Source organism: Pseudomonas sp. fls2-241-R2A-110 (genome assembly GCF_030209165.1).
Taxonomy (GTDB): domain Bacteria; phylum Pseudomonadota; class Gammaproteobacteria; order Pseudomonadales; family Pseudomonadaceae; genus Aquipseudomonas.
The window spans coordinates 124,861-146,495 of sequence record NZ_JARVSN010000011.1 but is presented as its reverse complement, the minus strand read 5'-3'; the positions used below and the strand labels follow the sequence as shown (position 1 = coordinate 146,495).

The window sequence follows — 21,635 nt, the reverse complement described above, 5'->3', positions numbered from 1 at the left end:
CGGATCGCCGCATGACCGACAGCTTCGTCACTCAGTGCCCGCATTGCCAAACCAGTTTCCGCGTGAGCCACGCTCAATTGAGCGTGGCCCGTGGGGTGGTTCGTTGCGGCTCGTGCCTGCAGGTGTTCAACGCCGCCAAGCAGCTGCTTGACCAGCGGGCTGGCATGGAGGCGGTCAAACCGGTCGCCCCGGCCATCGTCGAACCACCGGCACAGCGCGCCATCAGCCAAAAGCAATGGTCCGCCACCGAGCTGGATCTGGACAGCCTGGACCTGGACGAAGAACTTGCCCGCCTCGAACAGCGGGAAATCCAGCCGACCACCGAATTCGGCCGGCACCGCGAAGACAGCTTGAGCGCTCGCCGGGATAACGCCGAACACGACGTTCCGTGGTCCGACAGTCTGTTCAGCGAATCGGCCGCCGATCGCGCACAGGCGGTCGAAGCCGACCAAAAGGAAACGCGGACCGAACCGGGCAAACCCTCGCGCACTGAACCTTCGTTCTCGCTGGAACCGGTTGATCTGGACGACGAACCCCAGGTGCCACAACTGCGCCTGAATGACCCGCTCGACATGCCCTTGCACCATGATCGCCTGTCGGCAACCGATGCACCTGACGACGACCTGCCCCCGATCGTCCCCCTGCGCAAGCGACACGAGCGCAGTGAGTCGACCGAACGCGCCGAGGCCTTGCAAGACCTGAGCGACGATCCGCTGCAACTGGATTGGCAAAAACGCCGCTCCCCCTGGGGCCGACGGCTGTTCTGGTCGGTCCTGGTCCTGCTCGGCTTAGCCGCGCTGGCGGGCCAATACGTCGCCTACCATTTCGACGAACTGGCACGCCAGGACCAGTACCGCCCATGGTTCCAGCAACTGTGTCCGCAAATCGGCTGCACGGTACCGTCCAAGGTCGACATCGCAAAAATCAAGAGCAGCAATCTGGTTGTACGCAGCCACCCCGAGTTCAATGGTGCATTGGTGGTCGATGCGATCATCTACAACCGTGCGCCCTTCTCTCAGCCATTCCCGCTGCTGGAACTGCGTTTCGCCGACCTTAACGGACACCTGATCGCCAGCCGTCGCTTCAAGCCCGGCGAATACCTCAACGGCGACCTCGAAGGGATGGCGGAGATGCCACCGCAGACGCCGATCCACATCGCACTGGATATTCTCGATCCAGGCTCCAAAGCGGTGAACTACAGCCTGAGCTTCCACTCGCCCGAGTGAAACGGTTCACCGTTACAGGCTTGACGGCATATTTCTGACTTTGACCGCTCATACCAAACCGCTGGCGATAACAGAATTACTGTTCAGATTTTGTTCAATTCAGCCTTTATCCAGTCATCGAGAGCGGGTATCATGCCAACCCTTTTTCGAACTCTCATGATCCGGCCCCACAACAGGGAAGTCCTATGTCGGCGGTACGCATCGGTCCATATACATTGCACAACGGCTTGATTCTCGCCCCGATGGCGGGCGTCACAGACCAGCCCTTTCGTCAGCTGTGCAAGCGACTGGGCGCAGGACTTGTAGTCTCGGAAATGGTCACCAGCGACATGAGTTTGTGGAACACCCGCAAATCGCGGATGCGCATGATTCACGAAGGTGATCCCGAGCCTCGCTCGGTACAGATCGCCGGTGGCGATGCGCAGATGCTTGCGGATGCGGCCCGAGCGAATGTCGAACTGGGCGCACAGATTATTGACATCAATATGGGCTGTCCGGCGAAGAAGGTCTGCAACAAGGCCGCCGGTTCCGCACTGTTGAAGGATGAAGCATTGGTCACCGAGATCCTGCAAGCCGTAGTGGCTGCGGTCGATGTGCCGGTCACTTTGAAGATCCGCACCGGCTGGGACCGGGACAACAAGAATGGTTTGACGGTGGCGAAGATCGCCGAGCAGGCAGGCATCACGGCGTTGGCGGTCCATGGCCGCACCCGTGCCGACCTGTACACCGGTGAAGCCGAGTACGACACCATTGCCGCGATCAAGCAGGCGGTGTCGATTCCGGTCTTCGCCAACGGCGATATCGACTCACCCGAGAAGGCCCGGTACGTACTCGATGCGACCGGTGCCGATGGCCTGTTGGTAGGCCGGGCAGCCCAGGGGCGGCCATGGATTTTTCGTGAGATCGACCACTTCCTGCGTACCGGCGAGAAACTCCCGGCGCTGGAACTGATCGAGGTGGAACGCATTCTGCTAGAGCATCTGGCTGCACTGCACGTCTTCTATGGAGGCGTCATGGGTGTCCGTATCGCTCGAAAGCATGTGGGCTGGTATCTCGCAACCTTGCCGGGCGCCAGGGAGTTTCGCGCCCACTTCAATAGTTTGGAAGATACGGAAGCACAATGCGCCAACGTTCAGGGCTTCTTCGCCGAACGTTATAAGAGCCTGACAGGGGACGGAGAAGGGGTGGCCGCATGACGATGATGACCGAGACTTTAGTGAGTGGAACAACACCCGTGAGCGACAACGTGAATTTGAAACAGCACCTCAATACGCCTAGCGAAGAAGGTCAGACCCTTCGCGGGAGTGTCGAGAAGGCGCTGCACAATTATTTCGCCCACCTTGAGGGCGCTGCCGTCACGGATGTGTACAACCTGGTGCTCTCCGAAGTCGAGGCTCCCCTGCTCGAGTGCGTGATGAACTACGTCAAGGGCAACCAGACCAAGGCCAGCGAGCTGCTCGGACTCAACCGGGGCACGCTGCGCAAGAAACTCAAGCAGTACGATTTGCTGTAAGCATTCAATCAAACCAGAAAGGCGCCCGCGTAAAACCGGTCGCCTTTTTTGCTGACTCCTTTGCTTTTGATGGAAATTGAAATGACCGACCAGACTACCCGCCTGCCGATCCGCCGCGCCTTGATCAGCGTTTCCGACAAGACCGGGATCCTTGAATTCGCCAAGGAGCTTGAAGCCCTGGGCGTCGAGATCCTCTCCACCGGCGGAACGTTCAAGCTGCTGCGCGACAACGGTGTTGCCGCAGTGGAAGTCGCCGATTACACCGGTTTCGCAGAAATGATGGACGGTCGGGTCAAGACCCTGCACCCGAAAATCCATGGCGGGATCCTCGGTCGTCGCGGTATTGACGACGCCATCATGAACGAACACGGCATCAAGCCGATCGATCTGGTAGCGGTCAACCTGTACCCGTTCGAAGCCACCATCAACAAGCCAGGTTGCGACCTGCCGACCGCCATCGAAAACATCGACATCGGCGGCCCGACCATGGTCCGTTCGGCAGCAAAAAACCATAAAGACGTGGCCATCGTGGTCAACGCCAGCGACTACGCCAGCGTCCTCGAAAACCTCAAGGCCGGCGGCCTGACCTACGCTCAGCGTTTCGACCTGATGCTCAAGGCCTTTGAACACACCGCCGCCTATGACGGCATGATCGCCAACTACATGGGCACTGTGAACCAGGCCGCTGAAACCCTCAGCACCCAAGGTCGCAGCGAGTTCCCGCGCACCTTCAACAGCCAGTTCGTCAAGGCCCAGGAAATGCGCTACGGCGAGAACCCGCACCAGAGCGCGGCGTTCTACGTGGAAGCCAAGCCTGCCGAAGTCGGCATCGCCACCGCGACCCAACTGCAAGGCAAAGAGCTGTCGTACAACAACGTGGCCGACACCGACGCCGCGCTGGAATGCGTCAAGAGCTTCGTCAAGCCGGCCTGCGTGATCGTCAAGCACGCCAACCCGTGCGGCGTGGCCGTGAGCCCGGACGCCGAAGGCGGCATCCGCCAGGCCTACGAACTGGCTTATGCCACCGACACCGAATCGGCGTTCGGCGGCATTATCGCGTTCAACCGCGAGCTAGATGCTGAAACGGCCAAGGCCATCGTCGAGCGTCAGTTCGTCGAAGTGATCATCGCGCCGTCCGTCAGCGAAGAAGCCCGCGCCATCGTGGCTGCCAAAGCCAACGTGCGCCTGCTGGCCTGTGGCGAGTGGTCGGCTGACCGCGCCCCTGCGTGGGACTACAAACGTGTCAACGGTGGTCTGCTGGTACAGAGCCGCGACATCGGCATGATCAGCGCCGATGACCTGAAAGTCGTGACCAAGCGTGCACCGACCGAGCAAGAGATCCACGACCTGATCTTCGCCTGGAAAGTGGCCAAGTACGTCAAATCCAATGCCATCGTCTACGCCAAGAACCGTCAGACCATCGGTGTCGGCGCCGGCCAGATGAGCCGCGTGAACTCGGCCCGTATCGCTGCGATCAAGGCTGAACATGCCGGCTTGCAGGTCGCCGGTTCGGTGATGGCATCGGATGCGTTCTTCCCATTCCGCGATGGTCTGGACAACGCGGCCAAGGTCGGTATCACTGCGGTGATCCAGCCAGGCGGCTCGATGCGTGATGCGGAAGTGATTGCTGCCGCTGACGAGGCCGGCATCGCCATGGTATTCACCGGCATGCGTCACTTCCGTCACTAAGCACAACGATCAACTGTGGGAGCTGGCCTGCCAGCGATAGCATCCCCTCGGTTTAGCTGATAAACCGAGTTGCTTGCATCGCCGGCAGGCCAGCTCCCACAGAAAAGCGTCCCTGCGGCGCTCAACAGAATTAGCGTCATCCGAGGTTTTTGAAATGAATGTTTTGATCATTGGCAGCGGTGGCCGTGAACACGCCCTGGCCTGGAAAGTGGCTCAGGATCCGCGCGTGCAGAAAGTGTTTGTTGCCCCGGGCAACGCCGGTACGGCCACTGAAGCCAAGTGCGAGAACGTCGCCATCGACGTGCTGGCCCTTGAGCAACTGGCTGACTTTGCCGAGAAAAACGTTTCCCTGACCATCGTCGGCCCGGAAGTGCCACTGGTCGCAGGCGTGGTCGATCTGTTCCGTTCCCGTGGCCTGGATTGCTTCGGTCCGACCGCTGGCGCCGCTCAGCTGGAAGGTTCGAAAGCGTTCACCAAGGATTTCCTCGCACGCCACAAGATCCCGACCGCCGACTACCAGAACTTCACCGAGATCGAGCCGGCACTGGCTTATCTGCGTGAAAAAGGCGCACCGATCGTGATCAAGGCCGACGGCCTGGCTGCCGGTAAAGGCGTCATCGTTGCGATGACCCTGGCCGAAGCCGAAGACGCCGTACGCGACATGCTCGCGGGCAACGCCTTTGGCGAGGCCGGTTCGCGTGTTGTGATCGAAGAATTTCTGGACGGCGAAGAAGCCAGCTTCATCGTCATGGTCGACGGCAAGAATGTGCTGCCGATGGCCACCAGCCAGGACCACAAACGCGTCGGCGACGGCGACACCGGCCCGAACACTGGCGGCATGGGTGCTTACTCCCCTGCCCCGGTGGTGACTGCCGACGTTCATCAGCGGGTCATGGACCTGGTGATCTGGCCGACGGTGCGCGGCATGGCCGCGGAAGGCAACGTCTACACTGGTTTCCTGTACGCGGGCTTGATGATCGACAAGGCTGGTAACCCAAAAGTTATCGAGTTCAACTGCCGTTTCGGTGATCCTGAGACCCAACCGGTGATGCTGCGCTTGCAGTCGAGCCTGGTGCTATTGGTCGAAGCCGCCCTGGCGCAAGCCCTGGACAAGGTCGAAGCACAATGGGATCCACGTCCGAGCGTCGGGATTGTGCTGGCCGCTGGCGGTTACCCGGGCGACTACACTAAAGGCGTCGCCATCAACGGTCTGGAAGCCGCCGCCGCTCTGGAAGGCAAAGTCTTCCACGCCGGCACTGCGCTCAAGGACGGTCAAGTGGTGACGGCCGGTGGTCGGGTGCTCTGCGCTACCGCCATGGGCGCCAGCGTCGATGCTGCCCAGCAGCAGGCTTACAAGCTGGCGGCCAAGATTGATTGGGAAGGCTGTTTCTATCGCAAGGACATTGGCTATCGTGCCATTGCCCGCGAGCGTGGCGAAAATCAGGAATAATCGATCCATTCAGCCGGGCAAGGGCCTCAGGCCCTTGTCGGACTATTCCGGCGCCGCGCATAGTAATAATCTGGCATCAACCTACGAAGGGATTTCGCCGTGCGCTGGCTCAGGATTGCCATAGGTTTCACTGTCACATTGCTGACCTTGCTCTGCATGCTGCCGGCGCTCGCCGCGCAAGGCAGTGGCTGGGCAGTATTGCTTGATGAACAGGGCGACCTGCAGCTGAGCGACATCCGTTCCGCTCGCTACACCAATCAATTCAGCCCCACCGAACTGGACCGCCTGACCGCGGCCGAGCCCGGAGGGGCGTTGTGGCTGCGCTTCAGGCTGGCGCCCGGCAAACACGAGCAATTGCTGCGAGTGTTCGCCCCCGACCTGTCGCACCTCAACCTGTATGTGCTCGACGGCGACACGCTGATCGATCAATTGAACACCGGCACCTCGCAACCCCAGACTGAGCGTCCCCTGCCCAGCAGCGACTTCATGTTGCCGCTGCCACAAAGCGACAAACCCCTCGAGGTCTACCTGCGACTCGTGTCCGAACACCAGTTGCGGCCCTTCATCACCCTGCAATCGGCGATCATGACCGCCGCCAACCAGAAGCAGACGTTGATTTACGGCCTGCTGTTCGGTTGCATCGGGATGCTGATCCTGCACAACCTCGTGCGCTACGCGTATACGCGATCACGCAGCAGTGTGTGGCTCGCCGGATGCGAGGCGCTGCTGATGCTCAGCCTGCTGTTGCTACTGAATCTGGCCGGCCCCTGGTTACCCGACTGGCATGCCGTGCAAACGCCCGGCGCCTACCTTGCCTTGCTGCTGACGGCGCCCTGCGGCCTGATGTTTGCCTATCGTTTCTTCGCCCCACTCGGCCCGCATCCGCTGAACAAGCTGTTGCTGGGAGATATCCTGTTCATCGTGGTCTGCGGCTTGTTGCTGTTATTCGTTAACACGCTGCCGCTCAATATCATGACCTACGCCCTGGTGGCGCTCGCCGGTCTGAGCATGTTGTTCGTCGGCGCCCATCACTGGCAAAAAGGCTATCGTCCGGCTCGCCTTTTCGTTGCGGCGATGGTGGTGTTCAACATCGGCACGTTGATCATTTTGCCGGCCCTGTTGGGGCTGACACAGGTTGCCCCACAAGGCCTGATCATCACGCTGCTCACGTTCATCTGCGTCAGTGGCCTGCTGATGAGCATTGCCCTGAGTGAACGCCAGCGCAGCATCACTGAGGATCGCTTCAGCATCAGTCGAGACCTGGCGGCCAGCAATGCCGAGATCAACGCCAAGGCCGAATTCCTCGCCAAGATCAGCCATGAAATCCGCACCCCGATGAATGGCGTGCTGGGCATGACCGAGTTACTGCTGGGTACGCCTCTGTCGGTCAAACAGCGCGACTATGTGCAGACCATCCACAGTGCCGGCAACGAACTGCTGACGCTGATCAACGAGATTCTTGACATCTCCAAGCTCGAGTCCGGGCAAATCGAACTGGACGATGTGCAGTTCGACCTCAATGCCCTGATCGAAGACTGCCTGAGCATCTTCCGCGCCAAGGCCGAACAGCAGAACGTCGAGCTGATCAGCTTCATCCAGCCGCAAGTGCCACGCGTCATCAGCGGTGACCCGACGCGCCTGCGCCAGACCTTGCTGAGCCTGCTGGAAAACGCACTCAAGAAAACCGACGAAGGCGAGATTCTGATCGTCGTCGCCCTCGATGATCGCAGCGCCAAACCGCGCCTGCGCATCGCCGTGCAGGACAGCGGCGTGCCGATGGAGCCCGAAGAGCGTGATGCCCTGATGCACGCCGAGCTGCACAGCAAGCACTTCCTCTCGGCGACCAGCCTGGGCGGTAATCTGGGACTGGTGATTGCCCGTCAGTTGATTCGCCTGATGCAGGGTGAGTTCGGCATCAAGAGCGGCGCCAACCAGGGCAGCACCTTGTGGCTGACCCTGCCATTGGACCCTGATCGACTCGAGCATCCGACCTCAGACCTCGATGGTCCGCTGCAAGGTGCACGCGTGCTGGTGGTCGATGACAACGACACCTGCCGCAAGGTGCTGGTGCAGCAATGCAGCGCCTGGGGCCTGAACGTCAGTGCCGTTCCGTCGGGTAAAGAGGCGTTGGCATTACTGCGCACCAAAGCGCACTTGCGCGACTACTTCGATGTGGTTCTGCTCGACCAGAACATGCCCGGCATGACCGGTATGCAACTGGCGGCCAAGATCAAGGAAGACCCGAGCCTGAACCACGATATTCTGCTGATCATGCTCACCGGCATCAGCAATGCACCGAGCAAGATCATCGCGCGTAACTCCGGAGTCAAACGCATTCTGGCCAAACCGGTGGCCGGCTACACCCTCAAGACCACCCTGGCCGACGAGCTGAACCAGCGCAACAAAGGCCAGGCCATGTCGCAGCACTTGCCAACCGGCCCGATGCTTCCGGTCAAGGTCCCAAGCGATTTCCGCATCCTGGTGGCAGAAGACAACAGCATCTCGACCAAAGTGATTCGCGGCATGCTCGGCAAGCTCAACCTGCAACCGGATACCGCCAGCAATGGCGAAGAAGCCTTGCAGGCGATGAAAGCCCAGCGCTATGACCTGGTGTTGATGGACTGTGAAATGCCGATCCTCGACGGGTTCTCCGCGACCCAACAATTGCGTGCCTGGGAGGTCGGCAACCAGCGAGTTCGCACCCCCGTGGTGGCATTGACCGCGCACATTCTCGCCGAGCACAAAGAGCGCGCGCGCCAGGCCGGCATGGACGGGCACATGGCAAAACCGGTCGAGCTGTCGCAGTTGCGCGACTTGATTGAGCACTGGGTGGCGGAACGGGATCAGCAAAACCGGGCGACGGCTCAAACCTCCTGAGCCGACAGACCTCGTAACGCCTGATAGACTCCCCCTCGACTTTCCCAGACTGTGAGCCTGCATCATGCTCCATGTGTTATTCAGCGTTTACCTGAAGATGCTGGTGCTCTATAGCCCGTTCTTCGTGTTGTCCTGCTTCATCAGTCTGACCCGCGGCTATTCGCGCAAGGAACAACGGCGCCTGGCCTGGAAAGTAGCCGTTGCCACACTGGTCTCCAGCGTCTTGCTGTACCTCTTCGGACGCGTGATTTTCAGCGTCTTCGGCATCACCGTCGATGCGTTCCGCATCGGAGCCGGCAGCGTGTTGTTCATCTCCGCATTGGGCATGGCCCAAGGCAAGTCAGCGGTACAGACCGACAATGTGCAGCAGGATGTGACGATCGTCCCGCTGACCATCCCCCTCACGGTCGGTCCCGGCACCATCGGTGCCTTGCTGGTGATGGGCATCAGCCAGCCGCATTGGGACGACAAGCTCACGGCGATTCTCAGTATTGCCTTGGCCAGTTTTACGGTTGGCGTGGTGCTTTACCTGTCGAACCGGATCGAGCGGATTCTCGGTGACCAGGGTCTGCAGATCGTCAGCCGGTTGATGGGTTTGTTTGTCTGTGCGCTCGCGGCGCAGATCATCTTTACCGGGGTCAAGGGTTATCTGGTTCCCTGAACACACACAGGCCGCTGGTTACAACCTTTGGCCTCGGCTTGGGCAAGATGGGTCCGGTCAATTGCCGTTCCTCCGATGGGAGGAAGCGGCCATAAAACGCGAGAAAGCGCTGTTGTCCTCCATCAACAAAAACGCCCCGAAAGGGGCGTTTTTGCGTCTTGGCCGAGAGAAACCGACCTGCGCGCCTTCAAGCCAGCGCTAAACGCTCCGGCATCGACGACGCACGGCTCAACGACAAGAGCTGTTTGAGACCGATACTTTGCGAGTGAGCCTTTTGCGCCACCAGCGCGGCGACCAAGGTCGAAACAGCGCACGACACATACCCTTCCATCGAAAGAAACACATCGCCACGCCCGCTCACGTCGCTGCCATGCACGCCCCGGAATATCAAACTGTGCCCGTTGTCCGCATCGACAATCACCAAGTGCTCATCCACCAGGCTCGCCCATAACTGATCGGCAACCTTGATATCCCAGATCAACTTGCCTGGAATCAAAGGCGGCTGGCCCAGTGCATAGCGGCAATCGACAATCACCGATTCAAGTTTCAACCAGATCGCGTGGGTGAGCCTGCTCGTGACGGCGCCTTGTCCCATCTTGAGGACCAGGATGCTGACATCATCGGCGAGCAATGGCAGCAGGTCCTGACTCCTCGCCGGAGCGTCGATCACCTGCACTTCGGCTGTTCGCTGGACATAGTCGAGCGGCCCGGCATGGACCTTTTGCGGATAGGTGCTCAGGCGCCCTTCTGGCCGTTCATGCAGCAGCACGCTGGTTTGCTTCTGAGTGCCGATCAGCTCGTAGGCGAACCTTATGTCGGCATTCGCGACGCGGATCAATCGCCCGGTTTTAACCACAAACCATTGGTGACTGTCGGGCGCTGCAACGGTTAGAAAAGGTGCGCATCGATGCTCGTTAGCGAGCGCCAGCAAGGCCTCGCTCAAGTCACCGTCATGGCTGGCAACCCAATGACCGTCGACGCCGGTAATCAATGCCGGCTCCCGGTAATCCAACGCCAGCTGGATGCCTTCAGGGGTTGTTGCCCGAAGGCCTGCACCGTCGACCGTGACCTCGGCAAAGCGCCACGAATCCCACTCCCGCTGCGGTGCCGGCACTGCCGTCGCGGACACCTGTCGCGAACCCTCGGCGAACGCCTTATCCAGAACCGCGACGTCGGTGAAGTCCTGCCGATACACGCCGCCCGTTGAAAGATCAAACAACCAGACGGCCTGTCCATCCGGGGAGACATTGAGCAAGCGCACCGGTTTTCCATGGCCAAGGCTCGAGAGCAGGAGCCGATCGCCCACGTACCAGGCGCACAGCTTCGTATCGCCTGGGGTGCTGGTCAAACCCAGCAAGGCAAAGCTTGAGACCGGGTACTGCGTCGCAATGCCGGGCAGTGCCGACCACCACTGCGGCCGATCCCGGAACCAGGCGTCAGCCAGCCCGCCAAATTGCAGATGACCCTGTTCGCTCAGATTGTAAAAAAGCCCGGTATCGGTGAGGGCGACATAACCCGAATCAAGGGCAATCACCTCCTTCAACCCCGTTGGCGCGATGTGCGTGTTGACCCATTGCCCGCGATCGCCGGCCACTGACCATTGCTGGCGCACCAGGGTGCGGTGGGTCTTATCAAAGGTGACCATCACATCGGCATCGGCGCCGGCCGGGGCAATCAGCACCAGGTCGTTCAGCGTCTTGATCGAATCCGGCCACCCTCGTGCGCGGTGCCCACGGGCAGGTGCGCGAATGATCCTGCGATCCCTGTCGCGAACCCACACCAGATCCCGCACATCGGCCTCAATCAGCCAGCAGACAGAGATCAACGCCGCAAACTGCCAATCGACTGTATGGCTGGCCTTGGGCGGCACAAAGTCGCCCAGGATCGGCGTCCAGTCAGCCAGCGTGTCTCCCGCCAATAATGTCGCTAACGCTGGGTCGAGGTTGCGGGTGATGGAGCACAGCAACGCCCTCTGCTCGTGAACCAGGAAGACGAGCTCATCATGAGCGCCGTCCTGGCGCGACACCTTCTGGACGATCTGAATGGCACCGCTGGCCAGGAGAGTAACGCCGGTGATCTGGGTGTCGGCATTGGTCACCCATAAGCGATAGCGCTGGATGAGCGTGCCGGTGGTCGCGTCGACCTGCCAGATTTCATACCCCTGGGGATGATAAAAGTAGGCGCAGCCCTGCACGACGGCTCCCAGCATGACCTCGTCGGCCAGCAACACGTCGTGGTTACGGATGTACAGGAAACGATCCTGAGCCACGTCGTAAAAGGCCACGACGGTCCTGGGCTCGTCCGGCTTTTCGAAGGGAACGACAAACCCGTGGACCGGGGTGTAAGGCATCGCCAGCCTGTGCGCTTGAGCCAGCGTCTTGAAGTGATCGAGCAATGCCTGCTCGCCAAGCGTGACGCCGGCCGCTTCTTCGACCAGCACTAATTGCAGGGTGTTCTGGTCCAGACGCAGGACTTTGTTGCCTGCCAGATTGAACAGCACCTCGCGCCGGGCGGTCCCCGTCAGCTTGACGCCAACCATGCCGGCCGAGAATTGATCGGCGCGTGTTATCTGGATCGCCTCTTCGCTAAGCCAGCGGGCCTCAATCACCCAGCGCATGACGCCATTACCCGGCGCATCGAGCTCCAGGCTGACGCCGGGGTTGAGCAGGACCGAGCACTGGCTGCCGGCACCTTCGATACGGTAGGTAATCAGGTCGTGCCACACCTTGGGCAGCACGGGCACCACCAACGAGCGTTCGATGCGGTCGAGGCGGACGTTGAATACGGTGGGTTTGTAGACAGGGTTCAGCCGACTGATCACGTATTCGCCGGGAAACGAATAAAACGAGAACAGAAACTGCAATCGACCGTCGCTGTCTTTCTGCTCCAGGCGACGCGCCGTATCGAACCCGGCGTCATGGCGGGTCGTGGCAAAGGGCAACAACGTGTAATCGTAGCCGTACCAGGTTTTGGGCGTGCAGGGCAGCACGATCGTCTGGCCGGCCAGTGGCTTGAACGCAGCCGTGTCGGGCAGTCCAAGCCCCTGACGGATATTGACGGCGCGCTCATAATCGACATCGAAATCCGGGACGCCCAGGTGGTCATGTAACGGGAATAATCTCGGGCTGTCGAAGCGCACGATCGATGCGCGCAGGTCCAGCTCGGCGAAACCCGGCAGTGGATGAGCGATCCAGGTATTGGAGGCTTCATCCAGGTGATACCCGCCCTGCCGATAAGCACTTTCGAGGCGGCCAAAAAACTGTCCAACCTGTTTGGCTTCTTCTGCAATGGCGGCAAACCCTTCGGCCAGCGCGGCAACCCCCACGACCAGACCGCCCAGAATGACACTCGCGCCACCCAACACCGCGGCAGCCGTGCCGGCCCCGACCAGGGCGGCACCAATGCCCGCGGCAGCCAGCGCCGCGCTGGCAGAATCGAAAGCCAACTGACTGCCAAACTGCGCCTTTTCAATGTCATTGGCCGCGTGGTTCAACTGATAGATATCGAACCCGACATTCACCAACCCCAGCACGGTCCCCACGCCTTCATTACCGATATGCCCCAGCGCCCCGCGCACCAACGGAGCACTGGTGCGAGCAATCACCTTCTCGTCGTTCAGCGCCTGCCGGACCAGTTGGATGACGCCCACCACATCCACCACATTGCCATGCACCAACTGGGCATGATTCACATAGGCATGCAGGCGAATGGCAGTGGTCAGGGCATTGTTCTCTTCGCTGGCGGCCTTTTCGTGATGACGCAACGCGTTCATCAAGGCTTGTACGGTAAAACCGGCGTTGAGGGTGTGGACGCTGCCGGCCTCCGTGGGGTCGACCTCATTGACGGGCTGGCGGCCGCCCAGGGTTTCGAAGACCCGGGACAGGTATTGCTTGATCCCGATGAATCGATGATCGCCGCTGGTGACAGACATCATGGCCTGTCCGGCTTTGGGATTGACCAGGCTCAGCGTGTACTCGCCGGTCGGCGTGACGTGCAGCGTTTCAAACAACGGTACGGTATCCGGTGACAGTTGATGCTGCGCCTGTAACTGGCGGGTCGCCTGCGCAATCTGCTCTCCCCACCCCTGCGCATCAAGCTCCAGCAACGAACGGCCCAGCGTGGCGTTGTTCACCAGGGATTGGCCGCGACCGCTGGCCAACCGTTGCCGCAGCGGGGGTGTCATCTGCTCCGGCAGCGGCCCGGGCTCAAACAGAGTGGAAAGCGGTAGGCCGGAGCGGAACACCTGCCGGTTCAGTGCGTCGCCATCCAGTGCGATCAGGTCAAACTGCGGGCGCCCCCCGACGAAGGACGCGGCGTAGTTCCTGGCCATTTCGTGCTGGATGAAAAACGCGTTCAGCGCCTTGCTGAACGAGTCCGCTTGATCGAATTCGAAGACGCCAAAATTCGGATCGAAAAAATGCCAGGTGCTCTGCCCGGCGTTGATTGTTTTGGCGACCAACATGGCATGACTGTCAGTGTTGAGCATCAAGGTGCAGGTTGAGGGTTGCGCCGCCAGTCGTGCCACGACACCCGCCAGATCGGCGCGAGGCAACGTCATGCCGATTTCGCTGAGTTGAATGCCGCGAAGCTCCTCGAGCATGCTCAAGAAGGTTTGGGAATCGCTGTCCCTGGCGGCGATGACGCCCAGATAAAACCGCTCACGCAACGTGTTGGCCGCCTGACCGCCCTTGGTGATCGCACCGGCCATGCTCAAGGCCAGAGGCAGGCAACGTCCAGCCACGCGGTCGCCGGTTCCTTCGAGCAACAAGTCCTGCGGCACCAGTTTGAAATAGCCCTCGTCGAAACTGCCCAGCACCTCCTCCGCGCGTTCGACAATCCGGGTCCGGTATTCAAGCTTCGCCACTTGCTGAATCCGGGCAACAGATTGGCCCCATTGATACAGCGTCAGGTCCTGCGCAAGCGCCCGCTGCCTGAGTTGAGTGGCCGTTTCGGCGAAGCTCGGCGAATGCTCGGAACCACTGCTCAATCCGTCTTCGAAAGCGGGGCTGTGGACGTTGAAAAATGCATGCTCTATCGCCGAGTAAGCGAGGGACGGCCCCAGCTCTGCCACCGTGTTGGCGAGGTTTTCCAGCTTTGCACTGACGGCGTCGAAGCTTCGGTTATCCAGCATCGTGGCCCCCGACAATGCCCCCAGCATCAGGCGTTGCAACGGATTCACCTGGCCGATGGGCAGCGATTCCCTGGCGATCCGGTTGAGCAATTCACCCACCGCCAGGTCTCGCGTGTAGGGGTCGGGGAGCGAAGCCGGCGGCCGCACACTGGCCGGCTGCGCGATGATCAGTTGCCGGTCATCGAAGCTCAGGGACACCCACTGATCAAACGTCACGCTGCCGGTATGGCGTTCACGCATGGCTTGAAGGAACGGCTTGCCGAGATGATCAGCCAGGCGTTGCAACACATCGGTGATCAGCACGTGGCGACCTTCGATAACCGGCCAGCCTTCCTCGAAATCAATGCGTTGATAGTCAAGCAGCTGCGTCAGATCACCGGCGTAGCGCGCCTTGAACGCCCCTGCCTTCCAGCGTTTTTTTTCCTCGGCGAGCCATCGGTGAGCATTGCCCTCGGCCTCTTTCCAGGAGTGGTCCAGCTCCTCTTCGGTAAAGCGGTTGACGCTATCGGCGAGTATCGCCTCTGCGTTCCATTGCTCAACAAGTTCAGTGGTGTAAGGCATCTGCAAGGCATCAGCCATTGCGTGGCGTACCGCTGCAGGTCCAGTGAGATAGATGGTGCCGTCACTGCCCGGCAGCAGGCCATCACCAAAATAGCCGACGACGCCCCGCATCAAGAATTCGGCAGCCATTTCTTCAAGCTCGGGCAACCTGTCCAAGGGGCCGAAGGTTTGCTGCGCAACTTCCTTCGCTATCTTGCTCAGCGCCTGAACATCGGACAAAGGGACGCCGTCCTGGACGGCCCGCTGCGTCACTGCGTCGAGAACGTCGTAGTTGATCCTGAAGCGCTTGAGCACGGCACCCAGCATTTGCGACTTCGCGTGCGCCATCAACCATGCATTGCTGAGGCTGTTGGAGTCGATGACAGCGCGCAGACCATCGAGTCGGACACGTTGGTCTTGTGGCAGAAGAAAAACATCGGTCAACGCGGGTGTGTTCTTGGCAAAACGCTCAAGGGTTTCGCGATGTTGCAGAGGAATTCTCTCCAGAAAACTTGCGTACTTGTTTGCCTCACGGCCCGGCATCCACTGCGGGTTGTGATTGAGCAGCAACTGCACAACGCCCAACCGCGCATTGGGATCGAAGTGACTGACATCCACTGTGCCAACGGAGTCGGCCAGTGGCGGCAGATTATCGACATCGGAATAAATACCGCCTTCGGCAAATAACACTTCGACCCGCACCACATCAGAGGCCGCTGCCAGGTTTCCCCGTAGTCGGATTTCACGCTGATAAATATCGTTCACTTGAAACGAAGACTGTTCTGTTTTTACATCCCGTCGTTCCAGCCCCTCGAGGGCGACGCTGCGCAGGTTTTTATCGCGCAACGCCTTGAGCGCCACTTCATCCTGAGCATAAGCGCGCACGAGAAGATCAACTCTCGCGTCGTCGGCGCTTCCGCCTTTTTTTACCACCTCGTTGATATGCTCAAACATCTGCGTCTTGAGCACGATCGCCCGTTCTTCGTAGCGTCGCTCCAGTTCTCCGGGGTTATCGAGCGTGTCTCCTCCTTGGGTCATGGCGTGCGCTTTCGCCGCCTGGATAATGATCCGGTTGGTTTCGTGGGCGAGCAGCGCGTCACTGTCATACCAGAGTTTCAATGTATAACCCCGATGCGCCAGCACCTGCTTCCAGACATTGATGTAGTCGCGCTGAATAGCCCCCAGACCGCCCCCCAGCCAGACAAAGTGCAGAGTCTTCGGTACGTCGACGGGTATCGATTGAAGGAGCATGACGTGGCTGTTCAAGCGGTCCTGAAAGGCTTCAACCCTGTCGTGGATCTCCATCAGGTCCGGTGCCTGTGTCCCTTTCGGCTGAGGTGGGTGTTCCAGCTTAGAGGCTCGACGACGTCGCCCTTGCGGTGTCTGCAAGTACGCCAGGGCTTCCTTGAGCAACGCGACCGGCTCACGTTGTCGCTCGGGGGCCAAGACACGGGTACACGCAAGGTAATACCGCACGATCGCCTCGTATTCGGGCGTTCCCTTGAAGTCTTTGAGTGCCGTTTCAAGTTCAGCACGTTGAAACAAAGCGGCAAACTCCTTGAACCCGTCCGCCACCCGGTTATCGATATTCATAACGCATCACATCCTGTCATCGTTGAGAACGCTGGATAAGAAACAGTGGGCGGCGCAGCGCAATGCCTCGATATGTAATCGGAGCGCGACCCATCGTGAATGATTGAAACAAGTCGAAAAAGAGAACAATGATTAATAAAGCAAGCGACTGTACTTAACCAGCGTAACTTGCAAACCGCTCAATCAGTGCCAACTTCGAAAAACACTAAACGACGACCACAACAACTTCAACCAACTCGCGAACTCATTAATTAATTACACTTAATCCCGATATATAAGTGTAACTTTTGATCTTTACCTGACATGTTTATTAACGACTGGCGCATGGCCGCAAACAGCATGGGCTGTGTCGGTTGTTTCACAACATGACGGTCAAAGTAACGAAGAGTCCTGAACGGATTTGGGCATTTTCCAGCCGCGTTATGGCGATGTACGACGGGTTTGCGAGCGAGTTTCCAGGGAGGCGCGGTGAAAAATCCTACGCACTGAAAGGGAAGTTGCGGCCAGCCGGGCTGGCCGCGATGGCTTAACCAGCTGGCTTGTCGCCGTACCAGCGTGGCGTATACACCCACTGGCCACCCTCGGCACGAGGGAAGGTGCAGGTTGTCGAGGAACCGATCAGCACCATGGTGCGCATGTCCACTTGATCCGGGGTCAGCTGCCCCAACGTGATTACACGCAGGGTCTGCCCCGGACGGCCGATGTCCCGCCCCAATACCACCGGCGTTTCAGCGGTGCGGTGCTGCGCGACAATCTCCAGCGCACGGCCCAATTGCCACGGGCGGGAACGGGATATCGGGTTATAGAACGCCAGCGCCAAATCGGCCTGAGACGCCAGGTCCAGGCGTTTTTCGATGATTGCCCATGGCTTGAGGTTGTCCGACAGCGACATGACGCAGAAGTCATGCCCCAACGGCGCACCGGCCTGGGCCGCCGTCGCCAGCGACGCAGAGACGCCCGGAAGGATTTCCAGATCAACGCTATGCCAGTTCGGCTCACTCGATTCATGCAACGCTTCAAGCACAGCAGCGGCCATCGCAAACACGCCAGGATCACCAGACGATACGACCACCACCGAGCGCCCTTGAGCGGCCAGTTCGAATGCATGGCGAGCGCGCTGCATTTCCTCGCGATTGTCGGTGCAATGCAGCACCTGATCATCACGAAACGGACCGGCCATGCGCACGTAGGTTTCGTAACCGAGCACATCGTTGGCGCGCGCCAGTTCAGCCTTGACCGCCGGCACCATCAGCTCGGCGGCACCCGGGCCCAGACCGATCACCGCGAGACGCCCGCGCGCACGACCGATCTGCGCTACGTCCAGCGGCTGGCTGGCCAGCGCAATCGCCAGGCCGTTGCCCTGCGAAACGATGGCGGCGTCCGGCAGCGCGTGACGGGCCAGTACGTTGGCGTCGCCGCCAACCGAGGCAAAACGCAGCGGCACGCCCAACTCAAGTGCTGCCTCACGCAACGCCGGGTTGGCCATCTGCTGCTCGCTGGCGAGCAGGCACGCCAACGATTGCACGGCGATGTTCGCCTGCCGCAGCGCCGTGCGAATGGCGCTCGGCACCTGCGTGATTTCGCCACTCACAGCCACCAGCACGCTGCGCGGGTAGATCATCAATTCATTGGCCGCTGGGGCGCGCTCGGCACTGCCGATGTGGATCGACAACGCGGCCTCGGGATCTTCCGGCAACTGCGCTTGCGCCAGCCAGGGCGCAGCGCCTTCGATGCGCACGGGTTGGCCCGCCAACAGGTCCGAGACAAAGCGTTTGCCCAGCTCCAGATCGCCCAGCGTGTAACCGCTCGGTGGATTGAGCAGGCACGTACCGAAGCGCAATTCGCCGCTGGTGGTGATGGCCGCAGAGACGTCGAGCCCGGCGGCGATTTCCCGCGCCATGACGTTCACGCCACCCAGACCGCCCAGCAGCGGCACTACCGCGCTACCGTCTTCGGCCACGGCCAGAACCGGCGGCTCGGCGCCTTTTTCCAGCAGCAACGGTGCCAGGGTGCGGATGACGATGCCGGCCGCGCACAAGGCAATGATCGGGATGTCCTGTTGATAGAACTCACGCAAGGTCGCGCCAAACTCGTGATAAACGCGGTCGGCGCCTTCAACCCGCTCGGCCAGGCCATGGATCAATGCGCCGGGGTACACCTGCGCAATCTTGCGCGCAGTGGCAAGGCTGCCATTGCCCAGAATGACAATGGCCGGAACTGGACGGGACATCAGCCTTGCCACCTTTCGCCGGGAACGATGATCAATGAGAAGTACGGCGAGGACATTGGTTCGACCTGATCCAGCGGCACGATTTTCTGATTGGCCATGGTCGCGCGCTCGACGTACAGCGCACGCTGCGCCAGGCCGAGTTCTTCGAGCACCTGGCGGACCTTGGGAAAGTTGCGCCCCAGCTTCATGATCACCGCCGCATCGGCATCCGCCAGACGACGCTTGAGATCATCGTGAGGCAGCACGCCGGACAGCACTGACAGGCTCTGATTGCGATACACCAGCGGCGCGCCCAGGACAGAAGCGCCACCAAGCATCGAGCAGACACCCGGCACCACTTCGGCCTCATAACGCTCGGCCAGACGATCGTGCAGGTACATGTAGGAGCCATAGAAGAACGGATCGCCTTCGCAGATCACCGCCACGTCTCGGCCAGCGTCCAGGTGCGCGGCGAGCTCTTCGCCCGCCGCATCGTAAAAATCGCTGATCACTTGCTCGTACGACAGCGGCGCCGGCAACGCTTCGGTGGTCACCGGATACACCAGTGGCAACAGCGTTTGCGCGTCCTGCAAATGCGCTTCGATGATGCCGAAGGCGTTGCCCTTTTTGCCCTTGGCAACGAAGTACGCCACCACGGGTGATTCGCGTAACAGGCGCAGGGCTTTGACGGTAATCAGTTCCGGGTCACCGGGGCCGACGCCCAGGCCGATCAAGCGTCCAGGCTGCTGCATCATTCGATCTCCGTGGCGAGGGCATTAACGGCGGCGGCGGCCATGGCACTGCCACCCAGCCGGCCCTGCATGATGACAAACGGCACACCGCGACTGTCCGCCGCCAGCGCTGCTTTCGATTCGGCGGCGCCGACGAAGCCCACCGGAAAGCCAAGAATCAGCGCCGGTTTTGGTGCACCGGCGTCGAGCATTTCCAACAGATAAAACAGCGCCGTTGGCGCGTTGCCGATCACCACCACACTGCCTTCCAGGTGCGGACGCCACAGCTCCAGCGCAGCGGCGGAGCGGGTGTTGCCCAGCTCAAGGGCCAGCTGCGGAACACTGTCGTCGCGCAGGGTGCAGATGACTTGATTGTTCGCGGGTAAGCGCGTGCGGGTCACACCTTCAGACACCATCCGCGCATCACACAGAATCGGTGCGCCAGCGGCCAGCGCATCACGCCCGGCCTTGCCCGCGCCGTCAGAAAATTGCAGACCGTCGATCGCATCGACCATGCCGCACGCGTGGATCACCCGCACCGCGAGTTTTTCCAGGTCGGCCGGAATGCGCTCAAGGTTGGCCTCGGCACGAATGATCGCGAAGGAGTTGCGATAGATCTCCTGACCGTCGCGGATGTAATCAAGCATCTAGGGGGCTCCGTGAGCGGTCGTCGAGCAAGGCCGCGACCGCTTCAATAGTAAGGTTGCGTGCGTGCAGCGCGCCGAAACCCGGCTGCGCTGCATCGCGAAAATAGAGGTCGTAGTGACCGGGTGAAACCGCCAGCAAGGTGATCGGCGCACTGTGCGCCGCCGCGCAGGAACGCGGGCAACCGGACACATGCACATCCGGGGTCTTGCCATGGCCTTGCAGCAACGCCGCCAACTGCCGGGCATCGCCCTTGGTGTCGGCCAGGCCTTTGGCGCAGCCGGTCGAGCCGGTGCAGGCAATCAAATGCGTCAGGGCATCATCGGCCGAGCAGCGCAGGCCGAGCTGTTCGAGGCTGTGGATAACGTGCGCCGCCTCATCGACGGGGACACCGGGTAACAACAGACTTTGCCAAGGTGTGAAACGCAGACTGCCGTCGCCGCGCTCTCGCGCCAGTTGCGCTGCGCCCCTGAGCATCGAGGGATTGAGGCGGCCCAACGGCGGCACCGCGCCTATATAGACATGCCCGGCATCACGCTGCGGATGCGCGCCGATGTGCAAGACATTTGAGCTGACTGTGCGCTGCCAGCCCTCGATGGACTTCAATGGCACGCGCTCGGCCAGGCGGGCGAGAAACAGGTCGAGCGAGCATTCGCCGAGCAAGTGCCGCATGCGGGTCTGCTCGGGGCGCGCACACTCCAGAAACAGCTCCAGCACCGCGACCACCAACGCGTGGCCCTGCTCCAGCGACACCGCGCCCGCCGGCAGGTCCGCCGGGCATCCCGCCAAGCCGAAGGCGAAGACGCGCTCGCCGTTGCGCTCGGTGGCGGACAACCACAGATCATGGGGATGTTCGAGCATCGCCAGACCTTCACCGCCGTCGAGTTGCACGGCGAATTTGGCGCTGAGGTCGTGAAAGCGTGCATGGTTTTGCAGCGTGGCAAGGATCTGCCCGGCCAGCGGACGCGTGTCGAACAGCATCTGCTGATCGATGCCGGCGCTCGGGCTGAGCATCAGGTTGCGCACATCGTCGCCGCCAGCGCTGCTTGGGCCCAGTCCGGTGGCCATCAGGCTGTCGATCAATGCACGGTGTTCGCTGCCGATCCCGCGAATCTGCAGGTTGGCGCGGTTGGTTGCCTCGATCACGCCGCCGGCAAAGCGCTCGGCGGCCTCTGCCACCGCGTCGGCCTGCGCCGCACTGATCGAGCCGCCATTCAATTTGATCCGGCAAATGCCGCCATCCAATGCCTGGACGATACGCAGCAACCCCGGGCAGGCCGAGGGGCGTAAGGCTGTGGACATCGGACGTTCGTTCAAGGGGGCGACCGGCTGTGTGGGAAAGGCGCTTCGCGGGCGAAGGCGCGGTATTA

The 21,635-nt window shown here is 60.8% G+C and carries 12 protein-coding genes; 7 read left to right on the top strand and 5 right to left on the bottom strand.

Annotated features, from left to right (window positions below; translation table 11 throughout):
• The first annotated feature begins 11 nt into the window (after positions 1-11).
• The 7 genes from QRN31_RS10595 to tspR all read left to right on the top strand — a co-directional run bounded on the left by QRN31_RS10595 (position 12) and on the right by tspR (position 9,416).
• A complete protein-coding gene (locus tag QRN31_RS10595; RefSeq protein ID WP_285431888.1) occupies positions 12-1,226 on the top strand; it encodes a DUF3426 domain-containing protein in 1,215 nt (404 codons plus the stop codon).
• Positions 1,227-1,411: 185 nt separating this feature from the next.
• Positions 1,412-2,422, top strand: a complete 1,011-nt coding sequence (gene dusB, locus QRN31_RS10590; RefSeq protein ID WP_285431887.1) for a tRNA dihydrouridine synthase DusB — start codon at positions 1,412-1,414, stop codon at positions 2,420-2,422.
• Positions 2,419-2,739, top strand: a complete 321-nt coding sequence (gene fis, locus QRN31_RS10585; RefSeq protein WP_007907419.1) for a DNA-binding transcriptional regulator Fis — start codon at positions 2,419-2,421, stop codon at positions 2,737-2,739. The genes dusB and fis overlap by 4 nt, the downstream gene beginning before the upstream one ends.
• Positions 2,740-2,820: 81 nt before the next feature.
• Positions 2,821-4,428: a bifunctional phosphoribosylaminoimidazolecarboxamide formyltransferase/IMP cyclohydrolase gene (gene purH / locus QRN31_RS10580; RefSeq protein ID WP_285431886.1), complete on the top strand. Its 1,608-nt coding sequence runs from the start codon at positions 2,821-2,823 to the stop codon at positions 4,426-4,428.
• A gap of 154 nt (positions 4,429-4,582) precedes the next feature.
• Positions 4,583-5,878, top strand: coding sequence for a phosphoribosylamine--glycine ligase (gene purD, locus QRN31_RS10575; RefSeq protein ID WP_285431884.1), 1,296 nt, complete (start codon positions 4,583-4,585; stop codon positions 5,876-5,878).
• 99 nt (positions 5,879-5,977) lie between these two features.
• On the top strand, positions 5,978-8,755 hold the full coding sequence (locus QRN31_RS10570) for a hybrid sensor histidine kinase/response regulator (protein ID WP_285431883.1): 2,778 nt from the start codon (positions 5,978-5,980) through the stop codon (positions 8,753-8,755).
• A gap of 64 nt (positions 8,756-8,819) precedes the next feature.
• On the top strand, positions 8,820-9,416 hold the full coding sequence (gene tspR / locus QRN31_RS10565; RefSeq protein ID WP_285431882.1) for a type III secretion system genes modulator TspR: 597 nt from the start codon (positions 8,820-8,822) through the stop codon (positions 9,414-9,416).
• Positions 9,417-9,603: 187 nt separating this feature from the next.
• On the opposite strand, the gene QRN31_RS10560 is transcribed toward tspR, so the two are convergent.
• The 5 genes from QRN31_RS10560 to cobG all read right to left on the bottom strand — a co-directional run bounded on the left by QRN31_RS10560 (position 9,604) and on the right by cobG (position 21,567).
• On the bottom strand, positions 9,604-16,680 hold the full coding sequence (locus QRN31_RS10560) for a TcdA/TcdB pore-forming domain-containing protein (RefSeq protein ID WP_285431881.1): 7,077 nt from the start codon (positions 16,678-16,680) through the stop codon (positions 9,604-9,606).
• A gap of 526 nt (positions 16,681-17,206) precedes the next feature.
• Complete coding sequence (cobJ, locus tag QRN31_RS10555) at positions 17,207-18,910, bottom strand: precorrin-3B C(17)-methyltransferase (protein WP_285431879.1); 1,704 nt, start codon at positions 18,908-18,910, stop codon at positions 17,207-17,209.
• The gene (locus QRN31_RS10550; protein WP_033063954.1) at positions 18,910-19,641 is read right to left on the bottom strand and encodes a precorrin-2 C(20)-methyltransferase; all 732 of its coding nucleotides are present in this window, start codon (positions 19,639-19,641) and stop codon (positions 18,910-18,912) included. The genes cobJ and QRN31_RS10550 overlap by 1 nt, the downstream gene beginning before the upstream one ends.
• Positions 19,641-20,267: a precorrin-8X methylmutase gene (locus QRN31_RS10545; RefSeq protein WP_285431877.1), complete on the bottom strand. Its 627-nt coding sequence runs from the start codon at positions 20,265-20,267 to the stop codon at positions 19,641-19,643. The genes QRN31_RS10550 and QRN31_RS10545 overlap by 1 nt, the downstream gene beginning before the upstream one ends.
• Positions 20,260-21,567, bottom strand: coding sequence for a precorrin-3B synthase (gene cobG / locus QRN31_RS10540; protein ID WP_285431876.1), 1,308 nt, complete (start codon positions 21,565-21,567; stop codon positions 20,260-20,262). The genes QRN31_RS10545 and cobG overlap by 8 nt, the downstream gene beginning before the upstream one ends.
• Between the last annotated feature and the right edge of the window lie 68 nt (positions 21,568-21,635).

Excerpts from the sequence above, each read along its gene's own strand:
- fis (WP_007907419.1), top strand. The coding sequence starts at position 2,419 with ATGACGATGATGACCGAGACTTTAGTGAGTGGAACAACACCCGTGAGC.
- cobJ (WP_285431879.1), bottom strand. The coding sequence starts at position 18,910 with ATGTCCCGTCCAGTTCCGGCCATTGTCATTCTGGGCAATGGCAGCCTT.
- tspR (WP_285431882.1), top strand. The coding sequence starts at position 8,820 with ATGCTCCATGTGTTATTCAGCGTTTACCTGAAGATGCTGGTGCTCTAT.
- QRN31_RS10560 (WP_285431881.1), bottom strand. The coding sequence starts at position 16,680 with ATGAATATCGATAACCGGGTGGCGGACGGGTTCAAGGAGTTTGCCGCT.
- cobG (WP_285431876.1), bottom strand. The coding sequence starts at position 21,567 with ATGTCCACAGCCTTACGCCCCTCGGCCTGCCCGGGGTTGCTGCGTATC.
- purH (WP_285431886.1), top strand. The coding sequence starts at position 2,821 with ATGACCGACCAGACTACCCGCCTGCCGATCCGCCGCGCCTTGATCAGC.
- QRN31_RS10550 (WP_033063954.1), bottom strand. The coding sequence starts at position 19,641 with ATGCAGCAGCCTGGACGCTTGATCGGCCTGGGCGTCGGCCCCGGTGAC.
- purD (WP_285431884.1), top strand. The coding sequence starts at position 4,583 with ATGAATGTTTTGATCATTGGCAGCGGTGGCCGTGAACACGCCCTGGCC.
- QRN31_RS10595 (WP_285431888.1), top strand. The coding sequence starts at position 12 with ATGACCGACAGCTTCGTCACTCAGTGCCCGCATTGCCAAACCAGTTTC.
- dusB (WP_285431887.1), top strand. The coding sequence starts at position 1,412 with ATGTCGGCGGTACGCATCGGTCCATATACATTGCACAACGGCTTGATT.
- QRN31_RS10545 (WP_285431877.1), bottom strand. The coding sequence starts at position 20,267 with ATGCTTGATTACATCCGCGACGGTCAGGAGATCTATCGCAACTCCTTC.